The 26,418-nt window shown below is 71.0% G+C and carries 27 protein-coding genes and 1 tRNA gene; 14 read left to right on the top strand and 14 right to left on the bottom strand.

The genetic code is table 11. From position 1 onward, the window contains the following. Positions 1–52: 52 nt before the first annotated feature. The gene (locus tag ACFTZC_RS31165; protein WP_382895347.1) at positions 53–847 is read right to left on the bottom strand and encodes a carbon-nitrogen family hydrolase; all 795 of its coding nucleotides are present in this window, start codon (positions 845–847) and stop codon (positions 53–55) included. A 177-nt stretch (positions 848–1,024) separates the two neighbouring features. Here ACFTZC_RS31165 and ACFTZC_RS31160 point away from each other — a divergent pair, with 177 nt between their 5' ends. After that, the gene (locus tag ACFTZC_RS31160; protein ID WP_382895345.1) at positions 1,025–1,849 is read left to right on the top strand and encodes a maleylpyruvate isomerase family mycothiol-dependent enzyme; all 825 of its coding nucleotides are present in this window, start codon (positions 1,025–1,027) and stop codon (positions 1,847–1,849) included. A 9-nt stretch (positions 1,850–1,858) separates the two neighbouring features. Here ACFTZC_RS31160 and ACFTZC_RS31155 read toward each other — a convergent pair whose 3' ends face one another. Continuing rightward, positions 1,859–3,100: a nitrate/nitrite transporter gene (locus ACFTZC_RS31155; protein WP_382895375.1), complete on the bottom strand. Its 1,242-nt coding sequence runs from the start codon at positions 3,098–3,100 to the stop codon at positions 1,859–1,861. Positions 3,101–3,156: 56 nt separating this feature from the next. Beyond that, positions 3,157–3,819 carry a GntR family transcriptional regulator gene (locus ACFTZC_RS31150; RefSeq protein ID WP_382895343.1) on the bottom strand — a complete coding sequence of 221 codons (663 nt, stop codon included), beginning with the start codon at positions 3,817–3,819 and terminating at the stop codon, positions 3,157–3,159. 117 nt (positions 3,820–3,936) lie between these two features. Here ACFTZC_RS31150 and ACFTZC_RS31145 point away from each other — a divergent pair, with 117 nt between their 5' ends. Further along, on the top strand, positions 3,937–4,449 hold the full coding sequence (locus tag ACFTZC_RS31145) for a hypothetical protein (protein WP_382895342.1): 513 nt from the start codon (positions 3,937–3,939) through the stop codon (positions 4,447–4,449). A gap of 104 nt (positions 4,450–4,553) precedes the next feature. On the opposite strand, the gene ACFTZC_RS31140 is transcribed toward ACFTZC_RS31145, so the two are convergent. Together ACFTZC_RS31140 and ACFTZC_RS31135 are read right to left on the bottom strand one after the other, a co-directional pair. Then, positions 4,554–5,363 (bottom strand): class I SAM-dependent methyltransferase, encoded by an 810-nt coding sequence (locus ACFTZC_RS31140; protein ID WP_382895340.1) that lies wholly within the window; start codon positions 5,361–5,363, stop codon positions 4,554–4,556. Beyond that, positions 5,341–6,762, bottom strand: coding sequence for an XRE family transcriptional regulator (locus ACFTZC_RS31135; RefSeq protein ID WP_382895338.1), 1,422 nt, complete (start codon positions 6,760–6,762; stop codon positions 5,341–5,343). The genes ACFTZC_RS31140 and ACFTZC_RS31135 overlap by 23 nt, the downstream gene beginning before the upstream one ends. Positions 6,763–6,885: 123 nt before the next feature. Between ACFTZC_RS31135 and ACFTZC_RS31130 the strand changes: the two genes are divergently transcribed. The 5 genes from ACFTZC_RS31130 (at position 6,886) to ACFTZC_RS31110 (ending at position 9,849) form a co-directional block, all read left to right on the top strand. Beyond that, a complete protein-coding gene (locus tag ACFTZC_RS31130; RefSeq protein WP_382895336.1) occupies positions 6,886–7,086 on the top strand; it encodes a hypothetical protein in 201 nt (66 codons plus the stop codon). Beyond that, positions 7,086–7,415 (top strand): hypothetical protein, encoded by a 330-nt coding sequence (locus ACFTZC_RS31125; protein ID WP_382895334.1) that lies wholly within the window; start codon positions 7,086–7,088, stop codon positions 7,413–7,415. The genes ACFTZC_RS31130 and ACFTZC_RS31125 overlap by 1 nt, the downstream gene beginning before the upstream one ends. Before the next feature lie 193 nt (positions 7,416–7,608). Beyond that, complete coding sequence (locus tag ACFTZC_RS31120) at positions 7,609–8,733, top strand: radical SAM protein (RefSeq protein ID WP_382895332.1); 1,125 nt, start codon at positions 7,609–7,611, stop codon at positions 8,731–8,733. After that, positions 8,730–8,894 carry a hypothetical protein gene (locus tag ACFTZC_RS31115; protein ID WP_164494953.1) on the top strand — a complete coding sequence of 55 codons (165 nt, stop codon included), beginning with the start codon at positions 8,730–8,732 and terminating at the stop codon, positions 8,892–8,894. The genes ACFTZC_RS31120 and ACFTZC_RS31115 overlap by 4 nt, the downstream gene beginning before the upstream one ends. Positions 8,895–8,982: 88 nt before the next feature. Beyond that, a complete protein-coding gene (locus ACFTZC_RS31110) occupies positions 8,983–9,849 on the top strand; it encodes a GNAT family N-acetyltransferase (RefSeq protein ID WP_382895330.1) in 867 nt (288 codons plus the stop codon). A 221-nt stretch (positions 9,850–10,070) separates the two neighbouring features. On the opposite strand, the gene ACFTZC_RS31105 is transcribed toward ACFTZC_RS31110, so the two are convergent. From ACFTZC_RS31105 to ACFTZC_RS31085, 5 genes are all read right to left on the bottom strand, one after another. Continuing rightward, positions 10,071–10,157: transfer RNA gene (locus ACFTZC_RS31105), tRNA-Ser, on the bottom strand. Between the two features lie 96 nt (positions 10,158–10,253). Then, positions 10,254–10,553: a hypothetical protein gene (locus tag ACFTZC_RS31100; protein ID WP_382895328.1), complete on the bottom strand. Its 300-nt coding sequence runs from the start codon at positions 10,551–10,553 to the stop codon at positions 10,254–10,256. A 131-nt stretch (positions 10,554–10,684) separates the two neighbouring features. Further along, positions 10,685–11,620, bottom strand: a complete 936-nt coding sequence (locus tag ACFTZC_RS31095) for a hypothetical protein (protein ID WP_382895326.1) — start codon at positions 11,618–11,620, stop codon at positions 10,685–10,687. 70 nt (positions 11,621–11,690) lie between these two features. Beyond that, positions 11,691–12,449, bottom strand: a complete 759-nt coding sequence (locus ACFTZC_RS31090; protein ID WP_382895325.1) for a glycosyltransferase family 2 protein — start codon at positions 12,447–12,449, stop codon at positions 11,691–11,693. Between the two features lie 5 nt (positions 12,450–12,454). After that, complete coding sequence (locus ACFTZC_RS31085) at positions 12,455–13,099, bottom strand: UTRA domain-containing protein (protein ID WP_382895323.1); 645 nt, start codon at positions 13,097–13,099, stop codon at positions 12,455–12,457. A 193-nt stretch (positions 13,100–13,292) separates the two neighbouring features. Between ACFTZC_RS31085 and ACFTZC_RS31080 the strand changes: the two genes are divergently transcribed. After that, positions 13,293–14,219 carry an FkbM family methyltransferase gene (locus ACFTZC_RS31080; protein WP_382895321.1) on the top strand — a complete coding sequence of 309 codons (927 nt, stop codon included), beginning with the start codon at positions 13,293–13,295 and terminating at the stop codon, positions 14,217–14,219. A gap of 125 nt (positions 14,220–14,344) precedes the next feature. Here the strand turns inward: ACFTZC_RS31080 and ACFTZC_RS31075 are convergent, their stop codons facing one another. Next, complete coding sequence (locus ACFTZC_RS31075; protein ID WP_382895319.1) at positions 14,345–15,985, bottom strand: S1C family serine protease; 1,641 nt, start codon at positions 15,983–15,985, stop codon at positions 14,345–14,347. A gap of 251 nt (positions 15,986–16,236) precedes the next feature. Between ACFTZC_RS31075 and ACFTZC_RS31070 the strand changes: the two genes are divergently transcribed. The 3 genes from ACFTZC_RS31070 (at position 16,237) to ACFTZC_RS31060 (ending at position 19,093) form a co-directional block, all read left to right on the top strand. Continuing rightward, a complete protein-coding gene (locus tag ACFTZC_RS31070) occupies positions 16,237–17,037 on the top strand; it encodes a glycerophosphodiester phosphodiesterase (RefSeq protein ID WP_382895317.1) in 801 nt (266 codons plus the stop codon). An 84-nt stretch (positions 17,038–17,121) separates the two neighbouring features. Next, complete coding sequence (locus tag ACFTZC_RS31065; protein WP_382895315.1) at positions 17,122–17,805, top strand: ATP-binding protein; 684 nt, start codon at positions 17,122–17,124, stop codon at positions 17,803–17,805. Positions 17,806–18,127: 322 nt separating this feature from the next. After that, on the top strand, positions 18,128–19,093 hold the full coding sequence (locus ACFTZC_RS31060) for a DUF5926 family protein (protein WP_382895313.1): 966 nt from the start codon (positions 18,128–18,130) through the stop codon (positions 19,091–19,093). A 253-nt stretch (positions 19,094–19,346) separates the two neighbouring features. Here the strand turns inward: ACFTZC_RS31060 and ACFTZC_RS31055 are convergent, their stop codons facing one another. Together ACFTZC_RS31055 and ACFTZC_RS31050 are read right to left on the bottom strand one after the other, a co-directional pair. Then, positions 19,347–20,027: a hypothetical protein gene (locus ACFTZC_RS31055; RefSeq protein WP_382895312.1), complete on the bottom strand. Its 681-nt coding sequence runs from the start codon at positions 20,025–20,027 to the stop codon at positions 19,347–19,349. 169 nt (positions 20,028–20,196) lie between these two features. Further along, entirely contained in the window at positions 20,197–20,889 is a 693-nt protein-coding gene (locus tag ACFTZC_RS31050; protein WP_382895310.1) for a bifunctional DNA primase/polymerase, read from the bottom strand. A 774-nt stretch (positions 20,890–21,663) separates the two neighbouring features. Between ACFTZC_RS31050 and ACFTZC_RS31045 the strand changes: the two genes are divergently transcribed. Together ACFTZC_RS31045 and ACFTZC_RS31040 are read left to right on the top strand one after the other, a co-directional pair. Further along, positions 21,664–23,127 (top strand): SpoIIE family protein phosphatase, encoded by a 1,464-nt coding sequence (locus tag ACFTZC_RS31045; protein ID WP_382895308.1) that lies wholly within the window; start codon positions 21,664–21,666, stop codon positions 23,125–23,127. Positions 23,128–23,202: 75 nt separating this feature from the next. Next, entirely contained in the window at positions 23,203–24,684 is a 1,482-nt protein-coding gene (locus ACFTZC_RS31040) for an aminopeptidase P family protein (protein ID WP_382895306.1), read from the top strand. A gap of 85 nt (positions 24,685–24,769) precedes the next feature. Here ACFTZC_RS31040 and ACFTZC_RS31035 read toward each other — a convergent pair whose 3' ends face one another. Continuing rightward, positions 24,770–25,204 (bottom strand): ATP-binding protein, encoded by a 435-nt coding sequence (locus ACFTZC_RS31035; protein WP_382895304.1) that lies wholly within the window; start codon positions 25,202–25,204, stop codon positions 24,770–24,772. A 210-nt stretch (positions 25,205–25,414) separates the two neighbouring features. Between ACFTZC_RS31035 and ACFTZC_RS31030 the strand changes: the two genes are divergently transcribed. Beyond that, positions 25,415–26,263 carry a hypothetical protein gene (locus ACFTZC_RS31030; protein ID WP_382895302.1) on the top strand — a complete coding sequence of 283 codons (849 nt, stop codon included), beginning with the start codon at positions 25,415–25,417 and terminating at the stop codon, positions 26,261–26,263. Positions 26,264–26,418: the final 155 nt, after the last annotated feature.

Here is a 26,418-nt window from a genome sequence, read left to right as displayed (position 1 = left end):
CCCAGGGGTCACCCACGCACCACCCGTACGGGACCGGCCCACCCGTACGGGATCAGCGGTGCGGCGGGGTCTCCAGTCCGAGGCGGCGGTCCTTGAGCGCCGGGAACTGTTCGCGCGTCCGGGCGACCTTCGCCGGGTCCACCTCTACGGTCAGCACCTCCTCCGCCGTGCCCGCCTCCGCGAGCACCTCGCCCCAGGGGTCCACGACGATGCTGTGCCCCGCCTGCTCCACCCCGGCGTGCGTGCCGGCGCTCGCGCAGGCCAGGACGTACGCCTGGTTCTCCACGGCGCGCGCCTGCGCGAGCAGCGTCCAGTGCGCACGCCGGCGCGCGGGCCAGCCGGCCGATACGACGAGCAGTTCGGCGCCCGCGCCGATCAGGCCGCGGAACAGTTCGGGGAAGCGGAGGTCGTAGCAGGTGGCGAGGCCGAGGGTGGTCTCCGGCAGCGGTACGGTGACGAGTTCGCCGCCCGCCTCCATCAGCGCCGCCTCGCCCTGGTCGAAGCCGAACCGGTGGATCTTGCGGTACGTACGGACGAGTTCACCGGCGGGGGAGATGACGAGCGTGGTGTTGAAGAGCCCGCCCTCCGCCGCCTCCACCACGGAACCGGCGTGCAGCCAGACCCCCGCGTCGCGCGCCGCGCCGGACATCGCCGCGAAGGTCGGCCCGTCCGCCGGCTCCGCCTCCGCCGCGAAGGACTCGTACGCGAACGCACCGACCGTCCAGAGCTCCGGGAGGACCACGAGATCGGCGCCACGCTGTTCCCGTACCAGCGCGGCCGCGCGCCGCCTGCGGGAATCGACCGATTCGTCCGGGTCTACTGCGATCTGGATGAGCGAAGCGCGCACAGTACCACCGTCCTGGCATTCGGACCGTCAACACGGGCCCTACGATCGTCACACGAAAGCACTGCCGGGGTGCCATCGGGCAGCGTAACTTAGCTGCCGAACCTCCCACGCAGCCCGCAGCCGCCGCCCGCCCGCCAGCAAGCCAGCCCGCGTACCGCAGAACCGCCGAGGGGTCCCGTGACCGTCCATCCCAGCCTTCAGACCTACGCCGATGCCTGGACCCACTCCATCGAGGCCATAGCCGAGCTGGTGCAGCCGCTCGTCGAGGGTGAATGGAACCGGCGCACCCCGTGCCCCGGCTGGTCCGTGCGGGACATCGTCTCGCATGTCATCGGCCTGGACTGCGAGATGCTCGGGGACCCACGGCCGATCCACTCGCTGCCACGGGATCTCTATCACGTACGGGACGACCACACGCGCTACATGGAGATGCAGGTCGATGTGCGGCGCCACCACACCGCGCCGGAGATGACCGCCGAGCTGGAGTACACGATCATCCGCCGCAACCGGCAGCTGCGGAACGAGACCCGCGCGCCCGAGACCATGGTCCGCGCGCCGCTCGGCACCGAGCAGACCCTGGAGACCGCCATGCGGATGCGGGCGTTCGACATCTGGGTGCACGAGCAGGATCTGCGTTCCGCGCTCAACAGGCCCGGGAACCTGGACTCCCCCGGCGCCCTGGTCACCCGTGACGTCCTGCTGTCCGCGCTGCCGAAGGTCGTCGCCAAGGACGCGGGCGCGCCGCCCCATTCGGCGGTCGTCATCGATGTGAGCGGCCCGGTGGAGTTCCTCCGTACGGTCCGGGTGAACGCGGAGGGCCGCGGCTCGATCGACGGTTCGCCCTCGCTCGGCCCCGTCGTCACGCTCGCGACGGACTGGGAGTCGTACTTCCGGCTGGCGTGCGGACGGGTGCGGCCGGCGGCGGTCGAGGACCGGCTGAAGGTGGACGGCGATCAGGAGCTGGCGGAGGCGATCCTGCGCAACTTCGCCGTCACCCCCTGACGGCTCGCGTCAGACAGGAACGTGCACGGCCTCCACCCGGCTCGCCACCAGCCGCTCGCGCTCGCGCCGCGCGCTGCGCGAGCGCAGCCGCAGGATCTGCGTGATCCCGATCGTCTGGAGGACGAAGACGGACGAGAACGCGATCCGGTAGTTGTCGTCGGTGGCGTCCAGCAGGACACCGACCGCGAAGAGCGTCGTCATCGAGGCCGTGAAACCACCCATGTTGACGATTCCGGAGGCCGTGCCCTGACGCTCGGGCGGGTTCGCGGGCCGGGCGAAGTCGAAGCCGATCATCGACGCGGGCCCGCAGGCGCCGAGGACCGCGCAGAGCGTGATCAGCAGCCACAGGGGGGCGCGCTCGCCGGGGTACGCGACGACCGCCACCCAGACCAGCGCGGTCGCCCCGACCGTGCCGAGGGCGAGCGGCAGCCTGGCCGCGTGGTGCCGGGCGATGACCTGCCCGTACACCAGCCCGACGACCATGTTGGAGAGCACGACCAGGGTGAGCAGCTCCCCCGCGGAGGCGCGCGACATGCCCTGCGCCTCGACGAGGAACGGCATCCCCCAGAGCAGCAGGAAGAACATCGCGGGGAACTGGGTGGTGAAGTGCACCCACAGCCCCAGCCGGGTGCCGGGCTCGCGCCAGGCCGCGGCGATCTGCTTCCGTACGTATGTCACGCCCGCGTGCTCGGCGGGCGGCGGCTCGTGCCCCTCCGGGTGGTCCTTGAGGAAGAGCACCAGCAGGACGAGAACGACCACCCCGGCCAGCGCGCTGCCGGCGAACGTCACGGTCCAGCCGAGGGCGCCCAGGGAGCGCGAGATGAAGATGGTGGAGACGAGGTTCCCCGCCATCCCGAACAACGCGGCCACCTGCGCGATCATCGGTACGCGGCGGGCCGGGAACCAGCGGGTGCCGAGCCGCAGCACACTGATGAAGGTCATCGCGTCGCCGCAGCCGAGGAGGGCGCGGGCGGCGAGCGCCGTGCCGTACGAGGGGGAGAGCGCGAAGCCGATCTGCCCGGCGGTGAAGAGCACGACGCCGAGGGCGAGCACCTTCTTCGTGCCGAGCCGGTCGACCATCAGGCCGACCGGTATCTGCATGCCCGCGTACACGAGCACCTGGAGGATCGAGAAGGTCGACAGGGCCGAGGCGTTGATGTGGAAGCGCTCGACGGCGTCGAGACCGGCCACGCCCAGGCTCGTACGGAAGATGACGGCGACGAAGTAGACGGCGACGCCGATGCCCCACATCCAGGTGGCGCGCCGGCCGCCGGGCGGGTCACCCGGCAGGGTCACGGAGACGGCGCTCACCAGTCCTCACCCCGGACCAGCACCTTGACGCGGCTGACGTGGCGGCGCACACAGGCGGCGGCGACGTCGGCGTCGCCCGCCCGGATGGCTTCGAGCAGCTCGGCGTGCTCGGTGACGTTCTTGGCGATCCGGTCCGGATGCGCCTCCATCACGGCGACGCCCATCCGCAGCTGCCGGTCCCTGAGCTGGTCGTACAGCTTGGAGAGGATCTGGTTGCCCGCGTTGCGCACGATCTCGGCGTGGAAGCACCGGTCGGACACGGCGACGGCCCCGAGATCCCCCTCCTCGGCCCGCTGCCGCTGCTCGTCCAGCAGCTCCTCCAGCCGCGCCAGGAACACCGCGGACGCGGGCACGGCCTTCCGTACGGCGTGCTCCTCGACCAGCAGCCGGGTCTCGACGACATCCGCGATCTCCTGCGCGGAGACGGCGAGGACGAGCGCGCCCTTCTTCGGATAGAGCTTGATCAGCCCCTCGACCTCCAGCTTGAGCAACGCCTCACGCACGGGCGTACGGGACACCCCGACGGCCTCGGCCAGCTCCCCTTCGGTGAGCAGCGTCCCGCCCTCGTAGCGGCGGTCGAGCACGGCTTCCTTCACATGGCTGTAGACACGGTCGGCGGCAGGCGGTTGTTTCAGCGGGGCGGCGGCAGCGGGCGGCATGCGCACATCATAGATACAACAGAGGTGCAACAGAAAACCCATTCCGCCATACGGACGCACACCCCGGAGGAGCCCCCGGCCACCCGGAGCCGGACCTCCTCCTCATAGGTTGCCCCCATGGGCCTCTTCGACAAGCTGACCGGAACCAGGCGCCCCGCCCCCGGTGTCCCCCCACGCACCGCCGCCGAACTCCACGCGGCCCTGCTCGCCCTCAACCGCCCCGACGCCCCGTACGCCATCCGGGCCGGCCACGAGGAGGGCGCCGACCTGCTGGCCGAGTGGCGCGTCCTGGACCCGGCGTGGCAGAGCTTCTTCGTCCGCACGCAGGTGAGCCGCGTCTTCCAGGTCCGTATGCGCCTGGTCCCGGAGAAGTCCGAAGTCCGCTCGCTGGACCAGCAGTACGAGATCACATGGGCCGGCGACACCCCCAGCCTGACCATCGCGGCCAAGGCCCAACGCGGCCAGATGCAGACAGTCTCGAAGCGCTGGACACTCGGCGGAAACGAAGCCGACGCCCCGGGAACGACCGAAACGTTCACCTTCAACAGCGCCGACCTGAAGACCCCGGTACAGGACATCGTCCTGGGCGCGGGGTGGACCTGGCGCGGGGTCATCACCGGCAGGCTGTGAGGGCGCCGCCCGGTTGAAGCAGGAAGGAACTGCGGGATTTGAACCCACGGTGACATCGCTGCCACGACGGTTCTCAAGAGAGTGCTGCGGTACGCGCCCAGGACTCATCGGCAGACGAGCATGCCGCCAAGACAAGTGACGCGGAAAGCGCCCTTTGCCCGAATGGTCTCGTTGACCCGCTCCCGGGCGCGCTCGATCGTCTCCAGGAACGGAACGCCCATCTTGTCGGCCCAGGCTTCGTACGAGGCCAAGTGCGCGACGACCGGTTCAGCGTCGGTCACCTCGATCACCCCGGGAAAGGGGATCGTGCGGATCTCATCGAAGACCGTACCGAGGACCGCCGGCGCGTCCTCCAAGGTGAAGCGGGCGGACAACTGCACTCGGGCCGGGCCCTCCTGGATGCCCAGCACATCGCCTGCGGCCTGGCGCCAAAGGCGCTCCAGTTCCCGCTTGTCGGTCCGACTGTTCGTGGAGACAATCGCGATGCCGCCGGGTGCCAGTACGCGGCCCAACTCCCGTACGGCCTGGGCCTGGTCCTCGACGTGGTACAGCATGTGCAGCGCAAGAACCGCACCGAGGGCTCCATCCGCAACGGGCAACTGTTGGACGTCCGCGACGACTGCTCCAGGGATGGCGCCGAGGATGCCGTGAGAGGCGTCCATGGGCAGCACGTTCAGGTCGGGACGGTCGTCCCGCACCCGGGCGACGAACTTCCCGTTACCGCAACCCACGTCGGCGATCACACCGCGTACGTCGGCCAGTTCGTTCACGACGACGCCAGGAAGGTCGTGGCGCGGGGTCTGCCATTGGTAGAGGGACTGACGGGCGGCCAGGTGCTGACCCGTGCCGTACGCCTTGGTGGAAAGAAGGCTGCGATCGGTGACCAAATGATCACGCGTGGGCTGGGCGGTCATCGGGGCTCCTAGGATTGCCGGCGAGAGCGGGCCGGACGGTCACCTCGTGAATGTGCGCGCGCAGATCGACTGCCGACTGTGCGCCACGGTACGGCTCGCTTCCGAGGAGCGCGGCCAGATTGCGAAGCCTGATGGTGATGCTCGCCGTGTATCCCTCGGCGGTGAACACCTCCGAGAGCTTCGCACCGGCTCCCTCGACCTCACCGCCGGCAAGGTAGGCCGTGGCCAGGTCCAGATGGGCGGCCTGTAGATCGCCGGGTGAGCGGTCTACTTCCGGCCCGGCCTGGTACAGCTCCACGGCGCGATTGGACGCGCTTACGGCGTGCCGGATCTGCTCGTCGCCCCCGACGGCCAACAGGGTGGTCCCGGCGTAGGCCCACTGCTTGGCCTCGGGAAACGAGAAGACCCCGGGCAACTCGTCGGGTCCCGCAGCACCCCGTGCCTCATGGGCCAGTGCAAGTATCCTCAGCGCGCTGTGGTTGTCCCCTTCGGCTGCGCGGGCCCGTGCCTCCAAGCTCAGCAACCGAGCCTTGATCGTTCCCGTACCGGGGCCTCGACCCTCGCTCTGGCCCGCCCGCGCAAGGTCTCCTGCCCGCCGGTAGTCCCCCGCCCAGTAAGCGGCCAGTGACTGGAACGACCGTGCCCATGCGCGTAACGGTGAGTGCTCCGAGATCTCCGCGCACTGCACCACCGTGCGTGCATGCGTAGCTGCGGCGGAGCGGTCCCCCAGGTCAAGCGACACATGGGCCGCAAGACCGGACAGCCACCCCGCGACCACGTACAGGTGACGGGTCTGACCGGGGTGCTGTCGGCCCTCCAGCAACTGGAACACTCCACCCTGAGCTGTGCGAATCTCCGGGATCAGAAGAGACAGGGGCCGGCTGACGAAGTCCCGGGCAAGTCGTTCGACATCAGCATCGAACTGCTCCAGTACGAGCGTATTGACGTTGGTCTCCGCCGCATGACGAGCGAGCCTGGCAGAGAGCTCCGTATCGGCGGCCAGGGATCGGGCATCTTCGTCCGCCCCCGGTACTCCTGCGACCAGCAGCTCCACGGCTGAGGCCGGTACCTTGGCCGGTTCTCGGGGTGTGACCCCCAGGCTGGGCGGCGTCTCCCAGGAACGTCGGGCAAGGCCGAGCATGTGCCCAGGGATACGTAGCCCATCCGAGATCCGTTCGATCACGTCCATGTGCAGCAACTGCCGCCGTCCGGCGACTACCTCGCCCACGCGGCTCGGGGTCAGGTCGCAGCGGCGCGCGATCATCGACGGGTAGATGCCTGCTCGCACCTTGACCAGCTGAAAGATGCGGCCGAAGTCTCTGGCCTGGCATGCCTCGATCATGACTGAGTCTGTGAGCAGGCTGACCGGGAGTTCCTTCGAGCGAGATGGCTCGGGCATCGGGCACGCTCCGGCATAAGGACTACGGATCGCTACATTTGATCAACCGAGGGTGATGTTACCCAAGTTGGGTAATCCGCTTGGCCTTTCTGGCCGGGCCGGCGGATCGCGATGCTCCTGACCATGGCGAACGGACAGGACGACGTACGGATGACGTTGCGGGTCTCCCGCGACTCCGGCCAAACGTGGGGACCTCTCACCGAGGTACGCGTGGGCGAGGACCCGGTGGTTCCGGAAAACCCGGGCCGCTACTCGCCGTGCGTCTGCCCCCGGTGCTCGAAGCAGGAGTGGAACGCCGTCGTGTCCTTCCGGATGGTGTCGTGATGCGGTGCGCGCACGGGCGCCGGGTGCCCCTCGGCCTGGCACGGGAAGCACGGGAGAAGTCGGCCGCCACGTACATCGACAGAGCGGTGCAGTGCCAGCTGTCCGCGCACGGCGCGGGTGAGCACTTCGGTCTCCTCACCGACGCGGGCGCGTATGGGACCGCGCTATGGCTCCGGTGGTGCGGGCCGGACGAGACGGAACTCGTCGTGTTGCCGGACTGCCCGGTGGCCGCCCCGGGGCCCGACGGCGAGGGCTGCTGTCTGTTCGCCGACCACGCCAAGCAGCACACCTGGGAAGACGCCCTGGAGGAGGTCTCGTGCACCAACTGATCGCGAGCCCACACAAGACCCGGCGCCCTCGCTCGCCTCGCAACGAACAGTGCGGCGACTGCGGTGGCAGCGGCGCCAACTCGTCCGGCAGAACCTGCGGCACCTGCAACGGCCTTGGCGAGATCCACTACCGCGCCAGCCGCCAGGAGTCCCGTGTGCTGTCCCGCTCCGTGATCCGGAAGGAGGGCCACCGATGGCCCACGCACTGATCGCCTCCCCATTCCTCGACGGACACCTTCTCCTCAAACCCGGAGCAAGGGCCGGCGCCCGAATCTCCGCCGACCACTACGAGAGCCTGCGACAGACCGCCACCGACGGTGAACCGCTTCCCACCTGGGCGGTGCAGACCGCCACCGACGTGTGGGGCCTGGACCTGGGAGGCCAGCCCGCGCAGGGCACCGTTCTGGTACGCGAGCCGTCCCCGTACGGCTACTGCCGGGCATCCTGGGAGATCAACCTCGGCTGCAACTTCGGCTGCAAGCACTGCTACCTCGGCGAGCGGCCCTTCTCCGGCCTCGGCTGGGACGACAAGGTGCGACTGCTGGACATCATGCGCGAGGCCGGCGTCCTCTGGCTCCAGATCACCGGCGGCGAACCCACCATGGACCCCCACTTCCAGGCCGCCTACCGGTACGCCTGGCGGGCCGGAATGATGCTCACCATCTCCACCAACGGCTCCCTGCTCTGGCGGCCGGACCTCCTCAAGCTCTTCCATGACTGCCCGCCCTACCGGCTGGTCGTCAGCATGTACGGGGCGAGCGAGGAGTCCTTCGACACGCTCACCCGACGCCGTGGCGCGTGGAAGGCGTTCCGACGCGGCATGGACGCCGCACGCGAGGCGGGCCTGCCGCTGCGTATCAACGTCGTGGTGACCGAGGACAACGCCTCCGAGGCCGACGAGATGGCCGCCCTCTCCGACGAGTGGAACGTCGAGAACCACGCGTACACGAACATGACGCCCACGATCTACGGCGGCGGTGAGCCGCTGCTCGCCCAGTCCGCCGCCCACCTGCGGCAGCGCAAGCCGTTCGCCGGCTGCAACGCGGGACACACCTTCTTCCATGCCGACCCGCACGCCAAGGTCTCGATCTGCAAGGTCGGCCGCGACGACCGGATCGACCTCATGGCCGAAGGCATCGACGGCCTCACCCGGCTCGGCGCCATCGCCGACCGCCTCATGCTTCGCACCGGTGGGTGCGAGGGCTGCGCCCTGTCCGGCAGCTGCCGGGTCTGCCGCCCCCTGGCCAAGCACTACCAGGAGGCGAAGGCGCCGCTGCACAGCTACTGCCAGCACGGAGACAAGGAGAACGCCTCATGACCCCGCCCGTACCGGTGACCATCCTCCCCGGCCCGCCGACCTCGGCCCGCCGCGCGGCCCCGCCCGTCGCAACCGCGTCGATCACCGCCGTCCAAGACCTCGACGTGATCGTGGAGAGCGCGGAGTGCTCCTGCGACGCCGGTGACGACAACCCCCACTGACCGACACGATCCGGTCAACTCCGTTCAGGCCCCGGCGTGCTCGCGTCGGGGCCTGAGCCCTGACCGGCTCACCGCTAGGGTGCCGCTCATGTTCTTCCGCTGGGACTGGCTCCATCCCGTACTGACCGCGCCGATCGTGCCGACCCTCGGTCCCGTCCACCCCGACGCCCTGACCGTCGGGATCTTCGAGGACATCCTGCGAGCGGGCGACACGGGTGACTTCCTTCCCTACGACAAGGACCGGCGCTGGGGCGGCGAGAAGGACGAGAAAGTCCTCCGCAGCAATGTGGTCCACCAACCTGAGCACACCCTCATCCCCACCCTGACCCGACGCGGACGCGGCACCGTGAAGGTCTTCGCCTACGGGCTCCCCGACAGCGTCGTCGTTGAGGCCACCGAACTGGCCGCGAAGCTCGCTGCCAGGCACGACGTGGTCAACGCCCGAGTCGTACGCCCTCTCGGCCCCAAGACCGCACACCCGCGCGGCACCCGCATCCAGCTGAAGGACTTCACCGTCGGCCCCTGCCCCGCCCCGGACGGCCCGGTCCGCCCTGTCACCGCCTGGCCAACCGCCGTGCAGGACACCTTCGCGTCGTTCGCCGAGACGATGGCCGCCGACGGCCTGGCCTTCCTCCACACCCAGATGCAGGCCGACCGGTGCGGCCCGGTGCTCGCCGCTGCCGTTGAGAACCGCATCGTGGGTGCGATCGGCCCCATGGACGTACGCCCCGACGCGATCGGCTGCCTCCAACTCCTCCCCCAGTACTTCGCTGTCCTGCCCGAGGCCCGAGGACAGGGACTGGGCCGCGCCCTGTGGCGGGCCGCCATGCTCTGGGGCCAGTCCCACGGCGCCGCCTACCAACTCCTCCAGACCGAGGTCGGCGGCCCCTCCGACCGCCTGTGCCAGTCCGAAGGACTGACCTCCCTCGGCTTCAGCCACACCACACGGGCGTAGTCACCAGGCGCTTCGGCCCATGCACCAAGCAGGCTGCCGACCAGCAGGTTGACCGCGATGACGCCCGAGAGCGCGTTGAACCCGACCAGGCCGATCAACAGAGCAAGCCGAACTCGGCGCCGCCCAGCCCGATCATCCCGCCCAGAACACCGAGGCGCAAAAGCAGAAGGGGTATCCCTGGCCGGGATACCCCTTCTGACCAGCATGTTCTCTGACCTGTGCGGTGGGTGTGGGATTTGAACCCACGGTGACATCGCTGCCACGACGGTTTTCAAGACCGTTCCCTTAGGCCGCTCGGGCAACCCACCCGTGCCCCGCCCACCAGCGGCGGAGCGGCTACAGCCTACCGGGCCCACGCGGTCTCCGGGGTCGTTGGCCCGTCCCTGGCTCGCAGGCCGGGGATGTCAGCCGTAGGCCATGGCTATGCCCAGCAGCAGTGCAAGCGGGAGCAACGCGATACCGAGTGCGGCACCGGCGGCCAGGATGCGCGGTACGCGTAGGGAACGGCGGTGTGGCAGGAGCCAGGCGAGGGCGAGCGACAGCATTGCGGCGGTGATCAGAATCTCCATGCCACCGGTGTGTCCGTCGGCGAAGAACATGCAGCTCTCCCCGACCAGGAGCGGAAGGCCCGGCAGGGTGGCGACCATGGGGGCCTTCCACCACGTGGCGTGGGCGGCGTGGAGCTGCGGATCTTCCTTGTTCATGTTCCCCATCCGACCAACGCCGGATGCCGGGAACATCGGGGACGGTACTCACGCACTCCGGGCGCGGATACTCATGGCTGCCTCGTACCGGTGAGCGGGATACGTTCCAGGGGCCGAAGGCCAGGGCGTTCTCACCGGGAGCGGATGATTCGCCATTCGCTCAGGTCTTCGTCCCAGGACACCTCGATCGCGCCTCCCATGGCCTGTCGGATCGCGGCGAAGTCGAGCGCGGCAAGTTGCCCAAGTGCCTCGTCGGAGACGTGGGTCGAGATCCGCACCACCACTCCCTCGGCTCCTGGCCGCTCTTCCGGACCGCTGTCCGGGGGCGGGGCCGGTGTGGTGCGGCGGAGCGCTCTGGCCCAGCGGCCGATCACTGCGCGTGCCGCCTGGTAGCTGTCTTCGCCCGCCTTGGTGATCAGGGTCTGGAGGAAGGGGACCAGCGCGCCCGCGAGCACCGCTGTCGTGACGACTTCCGCCGGCCCGCGGGTGGGGTTCCGACGCTTGTATTCATCGACTTCGGCTAGGAACGCGTCCGCCTCCACCGCCTTGCCCAAGGACAGCAAGTTGGCCGCTCGCTTGTGCGCGACGCTCGGCTGTCTGTGCGCGTAATCGATCGGTCGAGACCGCTCGGTCAGAGGTCGTCGCTCGATGGAGCCGGGTGAGTCGTCGCCGTAGTAGGCCCGCCGGTACCACGTCTCCGCTTTCTCGCACGCGCCACGGGCCGCGAGCAGATCGCCCAGTGCCTCCGCGGCCGACAGCACGTCGTGGCCTCCGTCGGTCGCCAGCGCGGCCAGCCGGTACCAGCCCTCCGCCTCGCCGTTCCGCCCACCGTGGGACAGGAACTCCGCCATCATGAACTTGCTCGGGCTCTCGTCCTCCGGCTCCTGTTCGGCGGTGGCACGGAACCATGTCTCCGCCTCCGCCGGAGTGCCCTGGCATAGCCGGGTGACCATGTCCGCGTCGGCGGCCCGCCCGAGCGCGTGCAGTCTGCCGACCAGGCCCTGCCCGAACGGCTCGCCGTTCCGGACTCCGTACCAGAACGTGTCCTCGTTCGCCTGATGACCCACCAGCGATCAGCCTCCCGTTGTGCGATCCCCGCTGCCTCGCTCGATGAGCCTAGGGCCAATGCCGTGCGGCTCAATCGGTGACCGGGTAGTTCCACCGTACGTACGAGAGCGCCCGGGCCCGTGCCTCCACCACCGCCATGCGTGCGGTGCGCTCCGCCGGGTCGGTGTGGGTCGCCTGGCCGGTGGCCTGGCCGGGCCACTTGCGGTAGAGGAGTCCTACCTCGGACGAGAACCAGCCCCGGCTGACGGAGGCCAGCGCGAGCAGCAGCCCCGTATCCTCGGAGGCCGGCAGGGCCATCCAGCCGCCGAGCGCGAGCACCAGGTGGCGGCGGGCGAAGAGCGTTGCCGGGTGGACCGGGGCGCGGTAGTCGTGCGCCGCCCAGTGGTCCAGTACGGTGCCGCGCTCCATCGGGCCCTCGTCCGGGTCGCCCGGGAAGCCGGCCGTGGAGCCGTCGGGCAGCAGATCCAGCACCCTCGACGTCGCCCAGCCGATCGTCGGATCGGCTTCGAGCGCGGCCAGGTCACGGGCGAGCGCCCCCACCGTCAACTGGTCGTCGGCGTCCAGGACCTTGACGTACTCGCCGTCCGCCACCGCGAGCGCGAGCGTACGGGCCGTGCCGGGGCCGCCGGGGCGGCCCTGGGTGAAGGTCACCCGTGGATCGTCGGGGACGTATGGGGCGACGTCTTCGCTCCGGCCGTCCTCCTGGATCAGCCAGTGCCACTCCCACCCCTCCGGCAACTCCTGTGCGCGGAGGGACTTGTACGCGTCCGGCAGGAAGTGCGCGGACGGGGCATGGACGGCGGTAATGACGATGATGCGCCGCCGCACGGCACTCACCACCTTTCCAGGGGAGTGGCGAACAGCATCTCCGTACGGTCACCGGCAAGCGTCACCTCGGACATCTCCACGACGCGGCCGTTGACGTCGTAGGACGTCTTCCGGAGCAGGAACACCGCCGTACCGGGCGGCAGTTCGAGCTCCTCCGCCTCTTCCGGCGTCGGCGGCCGGGCGGTGACCCGCTCCTCGATGCGGTCCAGCTCGATCCCGACGGTGAGGAGTTGGTTCTGCGTGCCCCCCGGCCACGGCTCGTTGGCCGCGTCCAGGAGCTTCGGGTTCGACTCGACCAGCGCGCGCACGAGGTACGAGGTGACCAGCGCGAACGGCGCGGTCTCGGCGGCGTGCCGGGTGCGATATGTGCGCTGGACGAGGGGGGTTCCCTCGGGGACTCCGAGCGCGTCGGCGAGCCGCTGGTCCGCCGTGCTCTCGTGATAGGCCGAGTGAAAGACGAGATCGTTCACCGTGAGCCCGGTGTCGTGCTCGGTGGATCCCGTCTCCAGTCGTGTCGCCTTCGGCTGCCGGGCCCGGTCCTTCTCCCACTGGTGACGCCGATTGGTGCGCAGCACCTTCGTGCGGGCTGTACGGACGGAGTCGCAGCGGTCGTGCTGCTTCTCGATCAGCCCCTCGTCCTGCTCGGCCATGGTGCTCACCGTCCCTGCTGGGCGACAGCACCAGCGTACGGCTCATGAGGAAGTCCTGCCGAGTTCAGCCGGGACAGGGGGATGGGCCGCGGGAGGCCCGGCTGCGGTGGCCGTGCGAGGATGTCGGGTCGGTCGTCGGTCACGGCACCTCGGTTCGCGTGGGATTCATCGGATTCAGCGGAGAGGCATCAGGATGAGCAGCCCCGGCTCGGACGTTCTGGACACGCTTGGCCGTGGGTACGTGCGCGATGCTCCCGGCTTGTTCGGGAAGGGGTGGCTCGCCGCGCGGTGGGTCAATCCCCGGTTGCGGGACCATCCGCGGCGGCGTGTCGTGCAGACCCGGTTCGGTGCCCGGTTCGCCGTGGACACGCAGGACTTCATCCAGCGCTACCTGTACATCTTCGGGATCTGGGAGCCGCACATCACGCGGTGGCTGCAGAGCCGGCTGAAGCCGGGGGACGCGTTCGTCGATGTCGGCGCGAACATCGGGTACTACAGCGTTCTCGCGTCGGGCCTCGTCGGGAGCACCGGCCGGGTCGTAGCCATCGAGGCGTCGCCCACCTTCCACGAGCGGGTGGTGCGGCACGTACGGCTCAACGAGTGCCGCAACGTACGGGCGGTCAACTCCGCCGTCTCCGACAGCCGGAGGGCGGTGACCTTCGTGCTGGCCAGCTCGGCGAACATGGGCGCGAACAGCATCGTCCCGTACGACGGGCCGGCCGAGTCGTCCTTCGAGACCGAGGCCGTTCCGCTGACGGAACTGCTGGAGCCCGACGACATATCCCGGGCACGGGTCATCAAGATCGATGTCGAGGGTGCCGAGGGCGCGGTCGTACGGGGCATGGCGCCGCTCCTCGACCGGCTACGGCCCGATGTGGAGATCGCGGTCGAGGTGGCCCCCGGGCGTATGGCCCAGCTCGGTGACTCCGCCGAGGAGCTGCTGACGACGATGCGCGACCACGGCTTCCACACGTACCGCATCGACAACGACTACCTGCCCGACAGCTATCCCCTGGCGATCCGCAGCACGTCGGTCGTTCCCGAGCGATGGCGTGGATCCGTCCTCGGGCAGCAGTGCGACCTGATCTTCTCCCGGGTCGACGCCGAGGTGCTGCGCTGACGCGCTGAGAGCCCGGCGCCCGGCTGCTCGTCCGGCCGCGCGTCTCCGGTCATGCGACGGCACGGACGGTGTCCGCTGGGCGCGGGCACCGTCCGTGCCGTACCGGCCGTACCGGAGGAAAAGCGTCAGCTTTCGCCTTCTCGTTCGCCCAGGGTGACCTGGGCCGTGGACTCCTTGCCGTCGCGCTTGTAGGTGAGCGTGACCTTGTCGCCCGGCTTGTGGGCCCAGATCTGGCCGATCAGGGTCGGGCCGCTGTCGACCGGGGTGTCGTTGAACTTCGTGATGACGTCACCCGCCTTCAGGCCCGCCTGCGCCGCCGGGCCGTCCGGGGAGACCGCGGGGGTGCCGCCCTCGCCGTTGGAGGCGATGGTGGCGCCCTCTCCCGTATCGGACATCGTGACCGTCGCGCCGATCACCGGGTAGACCGGCTTGCCCGTCTTGATGAGCTGCTCCGCGACGTTCTTCGCCTGGTTGATCGGGATGGCGAAGCCGAGGCCGATCGAGCCCGCCTGGGACTGGCCCAGGCCGCCGCTGCCCGCCGACTGGATGGCGGAGTTGATGCCGATGACCGCGCCCCGCGCGTCCAGCAGGGGGCCGCCGGAGTTGCCGGGGTTGATCGACGCGTCGGTCTGGAGGGCGCTCATGTACGAGCTGCCCGAGCCGGATCCGGAGCTGTCGCCCGAACCGTCCCCGGAGGCGACCGGGCGGTTCTTGGCGCTGATGATGCCCGTCGTCACCGTGTTGGAGAGGCCGAACGGCGCGCCGATCGCGATCGTCGTGTCGCCGACCGCCACCTCCTCCGAGTTGGCGAGGGGGAGGGGGGTGAGACTGGAGGGAGCGTTCTTGAGCTTCACCACGGCGACGTCGTAGCCCTGGGCCCGGCCGACCACCTCGGCGTTGTACTTCTTGCCGTCGGAGAAGGTCGCGGTGAGGTCGCCACCGTTGGCCGCGGAGGCCACGACGTGGTTGTTGGTGAGGATGTGGCCCTGCTTGTCGTAGACGAAGCCGGTGCCCGTGCCCCCCTCGCCGTTGCCGCCCTTCGCCTCGATCGTGACGACGCTCGGCAGCGACTTGGCGGCCACCGAGGCGACCGTGCCCGCGTCGCGCTTGACTTCCTTCGGGGCGTCCGCCGCCGAGACGGTGGTCGAGCTCGCGGAGCCGCTGTCGTTGTTCTCCGCCGCCCAGTAGCCGATCCCGCCACCGACGCCGCCCGCGACGAGCGCGGCCACGAGCACGGCGGCGATCAGCCCGCCCCCGCGTCCGCGCGGCGGCTTGGGCTCGTGGCCGGGCGCCGGCGCACCCCAGACAGGGCCGTCACCGCCGCCTCCGTAGGCGGGGAGTGCGGGCGGGGGCGGCGGCCAGCCGGCGTCCGCGGGCTGCGCCGCGGTGGGCTGCCCCACCGACGCGCCGACCGGGACGGGGCCCGGGGGCTGCGCGGGGGCCCCGTACTCCGGCGGCGGGTAGGCCGCCGCGGCAGGGGCGGGAGCAGGGGTAGGGGCGGCGTACGGGGGCTGGGGTGCGTGGGCCGGCTGGGGTGCATGGGGCGGCTGCTGCGGCGGTGTGCCCGCCGGCCGCTCCGGGTCGGCGCCCGTGGGCTGCCCGCCCGTGGACGCCGGGGGTGTGGGCGCCGGGCCCGGCCGCGGGTCCGTGGAGCCGGCCGCGGCCTCTCGCGGGGCGGACGCGGGTGTGCCCTCGGGAGCGGCATCCGGTACCGGAGGTACGGACGGGACGGAGGGGCCCGCGGTGCCCTCGTTCTCGGTGCTCACAGCTCTTTCTCCTCGGTTCCACTCGGTCTTCGGCAAGAGTCCGCTGTGCAAGTGTCTGCGGTCAGCTTTTCCCACAGCACGTCAGACCACTGTAAGCAGGACCTGTGCATCTGCCGGTCCATCTTTACTCCGGACATTACGGACGGCTCCGGAGGGGCCGTGTGAAGGACCCCGTGAAGGACTCCGGGGAAGGACCCCGGAAGGCCCCCTTCGAACGCCCGTCTACCCTGTCACGATGACACCATGACGCGGTGACTCAAGCACGACAGCACAGCATCCAGGTCGTCGCCCACCGCGGAGCCTCGGAGGACGCCCCCGAGCACACCCTGGCCGCGTACACGAAAGCCATCGAGGACGGCGCGGACGCCCTTGAGTGCGATGTACGTCTCACCGCCGACGGACACCTCGTCTGCGTCCACGACCGGCGCGTCAACCGCACCTCCAACGGGCGCGGCGCGGTCTCCGCCCTGGAGCTGGCCGATCTCGCGGCGCTCGACTTCGGCTCCTGGAAGGACAGCGAGGAGAGCCCGGACTGGCGGGACCCGGAGCTCACCTCCGTACTGACGCTGGAACGGCTCCTCGAACTCGTCGCGGACGCCGGCCGCCCCCTCCAGCTCGCCGTCGAGACCAAACATCCCACCCGCTGGGCCGGCCAGGTGGAGGACCGGCTGCTGCACCTGCTGCGCCGCTTCGGCCTGGACGCCCCGGGCGACGCGGAGTCCCGCGTACGGGTCATGAGTTTCTCGGCGCGTTCCCTGCACCGGATCGCGGACGCCGCGCCCCAGTTGCCGACCGTCTACCTCATGCAGTTCGTCTCGCCCCGGCTGCGCGACGGGAGGCTGCCCGCCGGCTCGCGGATCGCCGGGCCCGGGATGCGCATCGTCCGTAACCATCCCGGCTACATCACCCGGCTCCAGCAGGCGGGCCACCGCGTCCACGTATGGACGGTGAACGAACCGGAGGACGTCGACCTCTGTGTACGTCTCGGCGTCGACGCGATCATCACCAACCGGCCCCGCCAGGTGCTCTCGCAGCTCGGCCGGGCTGTCTGAAGATCCCCTCCCCCGAACACCTCTCGCACACGAACGGTCACGGGGAGTGCACCGGCGCGTTCCTGGCTTGTTCGGTCGGTTCGAGTGCGTCAAAGGCCTTTGCCGGGCCGGTTTCCCCGTCAGGCCCCCGGGGCATTCACACGGTGGCGTGGGGCAAAGGAGGTCTCGGGGGTGGCGTTTGTGGTGACACAGGAAGTACCCACGTCTTCTTGCATGGCCGTGCCCCACGGCCCTGCGGGCGTGGGGCAGGCGCGGCACCGTATGCGGGAGCAGCTGAGCCGCAGCGGGGTGTCGGAGTCGGTCGTCGACGATGCCGTACTGATCCTTTCCGAACTCGTCAGCAACGCGTGCCGGCACGGCAGACCGCTGGGGCGTCCGGAGAGCGGCGACGGCGACATCCGCGCGGAGTGGCGCGTCGACAAGGCGGGGCGGCTGACGGTCGAGGTGACGGACGGTGGCGGACCGACCCGCCCGATTCCGGCCACACCCTCGGTCACGGCCCGCGGCGGCCGCGGACTGAACATCATCTCCTCGCTCGCGAAGGAGTGGGGCGTACGGGACGGCGCGACCGGTGAGGTCACGGTCTGGGTGATCGTCACCGAAGGGCACCGCCGCGAGGACTTCGCCACCCGTGTCTCGGCCCCCGGCCTGACAGGACTCGACGACCTTGGCGACCTCGACGGCCTTGAGGACCTTGAGGACCTCGACGATCTGGACGGCCTCGACGGTCCGACGGGCCGGGGGGCATGGACCGGCTGGCGGGCCTGAGCGGGTCGGACAGGTCGGACAGGTCGGACGAGTCGGGGAGCCCGGAGCGGCCCGACGGGACCGGTCGGCGCGGGCGTCCGTAGTGGCCCGTGGCGGTGGTGCCCGGCCCGGCCCCACAGCACCCCGGTAACACCCCGGGTAGCGCACCGCACAGAGATACCGCTTCCGTACGCCCGTACGGGTGGTACGTCCGCGGTCGGTCGCCCCGCGCGCCTCCCGTGGGCTCCACCGGGGACTCGTGGGCCCCGTACGGCCCGGCCCTGTCCGAGCGGGGCGCTAGGCTCGGCCGACACCGCATCGCCGTTCCCGGGAGAAAGCCACCATGGCCAAGAAGCGCCCCCAGACGAAGGCCGCGAAGGCTCAGCTCAAGGACGGCCCCGTCCCGGTGGTGGGGGCCCGTGAACCCTGCCCGTGCGAGTCGGGCCGCCGTTACAAGGCGTGTCACGGCCGCGCCGCCGCGCACGCCGTCACCGAGCTGGTCCAGCGGCCCTTCGAGGGCCTGGCCGGTGAGTGCGACTGGGTCGCGCTGCGCGAGCTGGTGCCCGCGGCCACCGCCGAACTGACGCTCAGGGACGGGCTGCCCGAGGGCGTGCCGTCCGTGACGCTCGCGACGGTCCTGCCGATGGCCTGGCCCGCGCTGCGCCGCGACGACGGCTCCGTGCTGCTCGCCCTCCAGAACGACACGTCGTCCGGCGATCTGAGCCGCGATCTCGCCGACACGCTGCGGCGCGCCCTCGCCGCCGAACCGGGCCGACCGGTGGCCGCGCACCGCGTGCCCGCCGACGGTCCGCGCCTCCAGGACCTGCTGGACCCCGCGGCGCCGTTCGCGCCGGTCGTGCACTCCGGGTTCGAGTTCTGGGTGCCGGACGCGGAGAACAGCTCGGCGGAGGTGACCGCCTCCCTGGAGCGGGCCAACGCCGCCGCCATCCCGACCGCCCTGCTCTCCGGCACGGACGCCGCGTACTGGTGCGAGACGCCGGAGAAGAACCACCTCCGCTGGGTCATGCCGCACCCCGAGGAGAAGCTGCTGGACGCGCTGGCGCGGCTGCACGCGGCGGGCACGTCGAGCCTCGGCGAGGGGACCCGGCTGGTCGGCTCCTTCCGGGCGCACGGGCTCACCGTCCCGGTGTGGGACCTGCCGAGCGCGATGGGCGCGGAGGAGTGCGAGAAGCCCGCGGCGGAGTTCGCCGAGCGGCTGGCGGCGGCCCTCGCCGACGACGCGCCGCTCACGGGCGACGAGCGCCGGGCGCGCGGTGGGCTCACCAACCGACAGGTGACGCTGAGCTGAGCCGGGCGACATGCCCCGAGGGGTTGCGATCCCAAAGGGTTCCACGGAAGTCCACAGAAGTTCACAAGAGTTCGGTGATACCAGTCACACCTCGCTCTACCGGCCAGTAATTCGTTGCCTGAATACGCCGGATCGAATTTGCTAACCGCCGATCTCTTGTTACCGTTCTAGAAGCCCGGTCGCTGGTGCATCCCCCGTCGCCAGCGACCGGGCGTCCGCGTTCCCGGTCCCGTCCGATCCGTCCGCCGTCGGGTCAACCGACGTCAGGACCCGGGGAGTTGCTTCCCGAGCGCAACAGCAGGGGCCCGTCGCCCGCTCCGGTCCCGTCCTCCCCCGGCGCCGCGAACTCGGCCATCGCCAGATAGCCGGAGCGCTTTCCCCGGAACCGCTCACGCGATGTTTCACAGGTCGCCGGTTCGTCGTCCGCCGCGATCGCGCAATACGTCTGTACGGTCCGCCCGCGCGGCCCCATCAGGCTGAGTACGGCGAGCAGTTCACCGCCCGTCGCGTTGCGATAGTAAGCACGGGCCCAGATGTCCCCGCCCTCGGCGACCCCGCCGGAAGCGGCGTCGTCCACGGTGCCGGCGTCGGAGGCGACACCGTCGGACAGGACGCACGTCTGCGCCTCGACGCCCGCGGGGGAGGCGACTTCAGGCCCGCATCGTTCGACGGTCCGCTCCGCGGGAGCCGCAGAATCCGCGCGATCCGCGGGATCTGCCGGATCTGCCGGATCCGTACGCGGCCGAGCGTCCGCGGTGGGTGGCGTGGAGGCCCGTACGGGGGCGGTGGCGCCCTCCGGGGCGGTGGCGGGCCCCGAGCCCGGCGCGGGCCCGCCAGGGCCCGCGAGAGGGCCGGGGGAGCCCGCGGAGGCCACCAGGGGCAGCAGCGCCGCGCACACCACTGCGGCGGTGAGCCCGAAAATGCGGAGATTCATGGTGGGCCGAAGATAGCGGCGCGACGGGCCGCTCAGGGACGCCTCGCGGCCACTTCCCGGACAACTGGGCCCGGCTCACACCCGTACGAGTGATGCGGCCGGCGCCCGCACGACGGGACAGCCCGGGTTCGCTTCCGGTCCGGGCCGTCCGGCCGAGGCTCCGGCGGGTTCAGTACGCGAGCCTGCTGCCGCCGTCGGGCGCGCCGGTGCTCGCCTCGACCAACGCGTCCACGACCGCCTCCACATCGGGCAGCCAGGGCGCCGCGGAACCCGCCAGGGGCTCCCGCTCCCAGCGCACCTGCCCGCCCGCGGCCTCGGACGGCGGCAGGACGAGATAGCCGCCCTCCCCGTGGAACCGCAGCGAACTGGGCACCCAGTCCTTGGCGTAGAGCAGCTCGCCGAGCTGTTCGAGGGTGTACGGGGCCACCAGCAGCGACCAGCGCGTGGGCGTCGCCACGACCGGGCCGAGCCGCATGCCCATCCGGTCCAGCTCCACCAGCGCCCGCGCGCCGGCGACGGCCGGCAGGCTCACCGCGCACGGCGCCGCGCCGCCGGTGGCCAGGACGATCGGGGCCGTGGGCCGGTTCTCCCACCACCAGCGCACCATGCGCGTGTCGGTGGTCGCCGCGAGCAGCCCCGGGTCGAAGGGGTGGGCGCCCGGTACGACACATTCCGGGTCGGGGCAGGCGCAGCCCGGGCCGCGGGTCCCGCGGCCACCGGCCGCCTTGAGTCCGACACCGGGGAGTACGGGCCACCCCCAGTCCGAGGCGCAGATGAGCGCCGCGTCGAGCTGGGCAGGACTCTTCTTGCTCCCCTTGCGCCGGAGCCGGAGCCTGCGTCGCCTTCCGAGGATCTCGCGCATGAGCGCTCGTTCCTTTCCGTTGAACGCCGAGGTCCACATGACACCGACACCGTGTGCGCATGTCCGTGCATGTGTGTGCATCACTTCACTGTGCGTACATCCAGCGCTCTGCCGCCCCCTGCCCGAGGCACCGACAGTCCTTCCTGGTCCGCGGTGCGGGGCACCGTACCTGGACCGATCACGGACGGTCGTCGTTACTTCTTCGGTTCGCGCTTCGTCGCGTGGTTGGAACGGGGTGGAACGTGTGGCGAGGAGTGGCGTGCGCATGGCGCTTGCTGTTCCGCTGTCGCGTGTCGCGCGTGGTGTCGCGCTTGGTTTCCCGCTGTCCCGCTGTACTTTTCTCGCCACTCCGGGGGATGGGGCGTGGCCTACGGCGGTTAAGACGCCAAGGCCCGCCGCCAGGTTCCGGGGCGGTCCCAACTGCCCCTGTCCGTCACCGTTTACGTACCCAGCACGTTCGGAATGACGCTCACGTTCGGAATGACGCTCCAAGACGCTCTACCAGGGCTGTTGTGGAACTCGGCCCTGGCAGACCCCCTGTTGAACGCCATCAGTCGATCGCAAAACATGGTCAGGGGGGTCATTTTTCGGCCAACTTCAGGATCCCATAGAAACCCACCGCTGCGCCAGGACAATGCTGGACATTGCATCTGCTGTGCGTGTACATGTGGATGCAATGCCAGCCGTGCAGAATGACATGGGGGTTTGCGATGCTATTGAGCGAAACGCACCCACCGGGAAGCGACCGCCATGAGCGCGCCTAACCTGCCGAAAGTGGCCGGAATCGATTCAGCAGTTGCCGCTCCCGCGCACACTGCCGCGCCGCGTGACGTCATCCCGGCCCCGCCGGGCGCGCTGATCCAGGACCGGCTGGCCGGCTGGGTCTCGGATCTGACCACCCTCCACGAGCTGGTGGAACGCCTGTCCAGGACCGGTTCACCGGACGCCGCCCTCGACGAACTGCTGCGCGCCGGAGCCGCCCTGGTCGGCGCCCGGCGCGGCCTGGTGGTACTGGAACCGGCGGACGGGCTCGGCCCCGTCACCACCGTCGGCCTCGGCCTCTCACCGTCCGATCTCGGCCATTTGGAGACCGTGCCGCGCCACGCGAGCGCGCACGGCAGGCTGCTCCTCGACGGGGCCGGGTCGAACAGCGGCGTGGCCGAACCCGATCTGTTCGCGGATCCGGCCACGGACCCGCGCCAGCGCGAGGTCGCGGGCCGGCTCGGCTACGGGGCGAGTTACGCCGTTCCCCTGCGCACCGATGCGGCGATGGACACGACCCCGCCGCGGTCGGGACAACTCGGCGTGGCGGTCTGGTTGTACGACGAGCCCGCCGAACCGGCGGCTCGCCGGCGCCATCTCGTCGGGCTCTACGCCCGCCACGCCGCCGCCCATCTCACCCGCCTGCTCGAACTGGACCGGGCGCGCGCCCACGCCGCCGCCCTCACCGACGAGCTACGGCCCGGCCGGCTGCCCCGGATCCCCGGCGTACGGCTCGCCGCGCGCCGCCTCACGGACCCGCACACCGGATCCGGCACCGGCCCCCGTACCGGCACCGATACGCACGGCCACCGGCGCGGGCGCGGATACGGGCACGGCGGCGACTGGTACGACGCGCTGCCGCTGCCCGAGGGCGCCCTGAGCCTGTCCGTCGGCTCGGTCAGCGGCTCGGGACCCGGCGCGCTCGCCGCCACGGCCCGGCTGCGCGCCGCGCTGCGGGCGTACGCCGTGATGGAGGGCGAGGACCCCGTCGCCGTCCTCTCCGACCTGGAACTGCTGCTCCGGCTGACGGAGCCCACCCGTACGGCCACCGCGCTCTTCGCGTACGCCGAGCCCGGCCCGCGCAAGATCGTGCTCGCCGGGGCGGGGCACGCGCCGCCGCTGCTCGTCGGGGACCGGCGCACCGAATACGTCGAGACCACCCTGTCCGCGCCGCTCGGAATGGTCTCCGGCTGGCAGGCGCCGAGCGTGGAACTGTGGCCCGCGTCGGGCGAAACGTTGCTGCTTTACACAGATGGGCTGCTACACCGTACCGGCGCTCCTATGGACCGCGCCTTCGCGCGGCTGCGTACCGCGGCGGCGAGCGTCCCCTCGTCCGCGCGCAGCGATCCGGGGGACGTCGCGGACCACGTCCTGCGGACCCTGTTCCCGGAAGGACGGCGGCAGGAAACGGGAGCGCCGGGGGTGCCGGGAGAGGAGGACGGGGACATCGTGCTGCTCGCCGCCCGCTTCGACTGATTCCTCACAGAAATCTGGCCCCTCTTCCCCTCCCACATACGATGGAAAAAATGGGCTTTCGTACGAGGAGAAGACGTGGCTGAAGAGCTCACCCCGGAGACACCGGAACCGGGAGCGGAGACCCCTGAGACAGCGGAAGAGCCGATCAAGCAGAGGAAGAACGGTCTGTACCCGGGCGTGTCCGACGAGCTCGCGGAGAACATGAAGTCCGGCTGGGCCGACACCGAGCTGCACGGCCTGCGCCCCATCCCGCAGGCGGCCGAGACCGCCGCCCGCCGCGCCGCGCTCTCCGCGCGCTTCCCGGGCGAGCGCCTGGTGATCCCCGCCGGGAACCTGAAGACGCGCTCCAACGACACCGAGTACGCGTTCCGCGCGTCGACGGAGTACGCGTACCTCACCGGCGACCAGACCCAGGACGGCGTGCTCGTCCTGGAGCCGAAGGGCGAGGGCCACCGGGCGACCGTCTATCTGCTGCCGCGCTCCGACCGGGAGAACGGCGAGTTCTGGCTCGACGGACAGGGCGAGCTGTGGGTCGGCCGCCGGCACTCCCTCGACGAGGCCGAGCAGCTCCTCGGACTGCCCGCCAAGGACGTACGGGAGCTGCCCGGCGCGCTCAAGGAGGCCACGGGCCCCGTCCGTAACGTCCGGGGGCACGACGCCGGCATCGAGGCGGCGCTGGCCGACAAGGTCACCGCCGAGCGCGACGAGGAGCTGCGCGTCCACCTCTCCGAGGCGCGCGCCGTGAAGGACGCCTTCGAGATCGGTGAGCTGCAGAAGGCCGTCGACTCGACCGTACGGGGCTTCGAGGACGTCGTACGGGTCCTCGACAAGGCCGAGGCGACCAGCGAGCGCTACATCGAGGGGACCTTCTTCCTGCGCGCCCGTGTCGAGGGCAACGACATCGGTTACGGCTCGATCTGCGCGGCGGGCCCGCACGCGACCACCCTGCACTGGGTGCGCAACGACGGCGACGTACGCTCCGGCGACCTGCTGCTGCTCGACGCCGGTGTGGAGACGCACACCCTCTACACCGCCGACGTCACGCGCACGCTGCCCATCAACGGCAGCTACAGCGCGATCCAGCGCAAGATCTACGACGCGGTGTACGAGTCCCAGGAGGCCGGTATCGCGGCCGTCAGGCCCGGCGCGAAGTACCGGGACTTCCATGACGCCTCGCAGCGCGTCCTCGCCGAGAAGCTGGTCGAGTGGGGGCTGCTGGAGGGCCCGGTCGAGCGCGTCCTCGAACTGGGACTCCAGCGCCGCTGGACCCTGCACGGCACCGGCCACATGCTCGGCCTCGACGTCCACGACTGCGCCGCCGCGCGGCGGGAGGCGTACGTGGACGGGACGCTGGAGCCGGGGATGTGCCTGACCGTCGAGCCGGGTCTCTACTTCCAGGCCGATGATCTGACCGTGCCGGAGGAGTACCGGGGGATCGGCGTCCGGATCGAGGACGACATCCTCGTCACGGAGGACGGGAACAGGAACCTCTCCGCCGGGCTGCCGCGCCGGGCGGACGAGGTCGAGGCGTGGATGGCGGCCCTCAAGCAGTCCTGACAGCTCCGCCATCTGTTCTGCGGACAGCGGCTCCCGACGGGGCCGGCCACACGCGTGGTGGCCGGCCCCGTCGGGCCCTCCCTGCTCAGCAGGGCGTCCGCGCGCCGTTCAGGACCCTGTCGAAGCTGACGACGGCACCGTGCCCCGGTCTGTTGCGGAAGTGCACGTGGTCGGCCAACTGCTCGATCATGCGGAGCCCGCGTCCGCTCTCGGCGGTCGTGGGGGCGCGGCGCACCACCCGCCGGGCCGGGAAACCGGGCCCGGAATCCGCCACTTCGATACGGCAGCGCTCACCGTCGAGATACGCGGTCACCCGGTACGCGCCGGGCGCCTCCCCGGCGGAACGTTCGTTCCCGCCGTGCTCGACGGCGTTCGCGCACGCCTCTGTGAGGGCGACCGAGAGGTCGAAGGAGATGTCCGGGTCGACCCCCTCGGTCCGCATGGCGTCGAGCAGAAGGCGCCGGGCGAGCGGAACACTCGCGGCCTCGCGCCGCAAGTGGAGAGACCACCAGATGCTCATGCGTCAGCCTCCTGGCTGCGGCTGTTCAGGCTGCTGCGGCTCGACATACCGATACGTATTGCCCCGGAGACCGGCCTGTAAGCACACGTTTGACGTGATAGCGCTCATTCGGCGGATGCGAGGGCGACGTACGGCGTGTATAGGGCGAGACACTGACCTTCCGGACCTGCCCTGCGGGCCCCGGTGGAGCAGTGCGATGATGACCCGGCCATGTCCAGTCCCGTCCGCCTCCGTCCCGATGCCGCGCCGCGGCTGCTGAGGGCCGCGGTGTTCGCCGCGGTCTGCGTCCTGCTGTCGGCGACGGGACACGCACTGGCCGCCTGTGCCTCCGTCCCCTGGTGGACGCTGCTCGTCGGCTTCCTGGGGGTCTTCGCGGTCGTCGCGCCGCTGGCGGGCACCGCGCGTTCCACGCCGTCCATCGTCGCCGCCCTCACGGGCGGCCAGCTCGGTCTGCACACCCTGTTCGGTGTCGGTCAGCACCGGCTCCAGGCCCCGGCCGACAGCAACGAGATCCTGATCCGGACGGCCGCGAGATTCGTCTGCGGGCCCGGCGCGGGGCCACTGAGCCCCGTCGACGCACAGCGCATCCTCGCCGACGCGGGCGTCCCCGCACCGGGCCCTACGGGCCCGCCGGGCCTGGCGGAATCACAACTGGGCGCCGCCCATGAGCACCTGGCGACGGTCGGGGCCGCGGCCACCGGCCCGCTCGGCGCCTCGGGCGGCGGGCTGCTGCCCTCCCTGCCCATGATGCTCGCGCACCTCCTGGCCGCCCTCGCGACCGGATGGCTGCTGCGCCGCGGCGACCTCGCCCTGCTCCGGCTCGGCAGGCTCTCGGCGGACGGCATCGGCGAAGTGGCGGACAGCGCGCCGCTCCGTGCCCTGCGCGCCGCTCTCGCGCTCGTACGGGCCCTGCGCGCCGGACTCCCCGGCGTGCCCGCGCCCGAGTCGCGCGCCCGGCACGCCTCCTCGTACGGTGCCCCTCCGGTACCGGCGGGGGAGACACTCCACCACACGGTGATCAGACGCGGCCCGCCGGCCGCGTTCGCTCTCGCGGCCTGACGCGACGCACCCCCGCCCCCCGCCACGCCCGGACGGCACGCGCTTCCGTGTGCCCCGTTGTTCCGTGCCGCGTGCTCCGTACGGACGGGTGAGGTGCCGCCGCGCCGCCGCGCTCGCGTACGCGCGAGTCCGGCCGGTCCTGGCCGGGTGAGCCG

This window comes from Streptomyces sp. NPDC056987, assembly GCF_042673865.1.
GTDB lineage: Bacteria > Actinomycetota > Actinomycetes > Streptomycetales > Streptomycetaceae > Streptomyces.
Note: the sequence above shows the minus strand (reverse complement) of the source record. Positions and strands in the feature narration are given on the sequence as shown.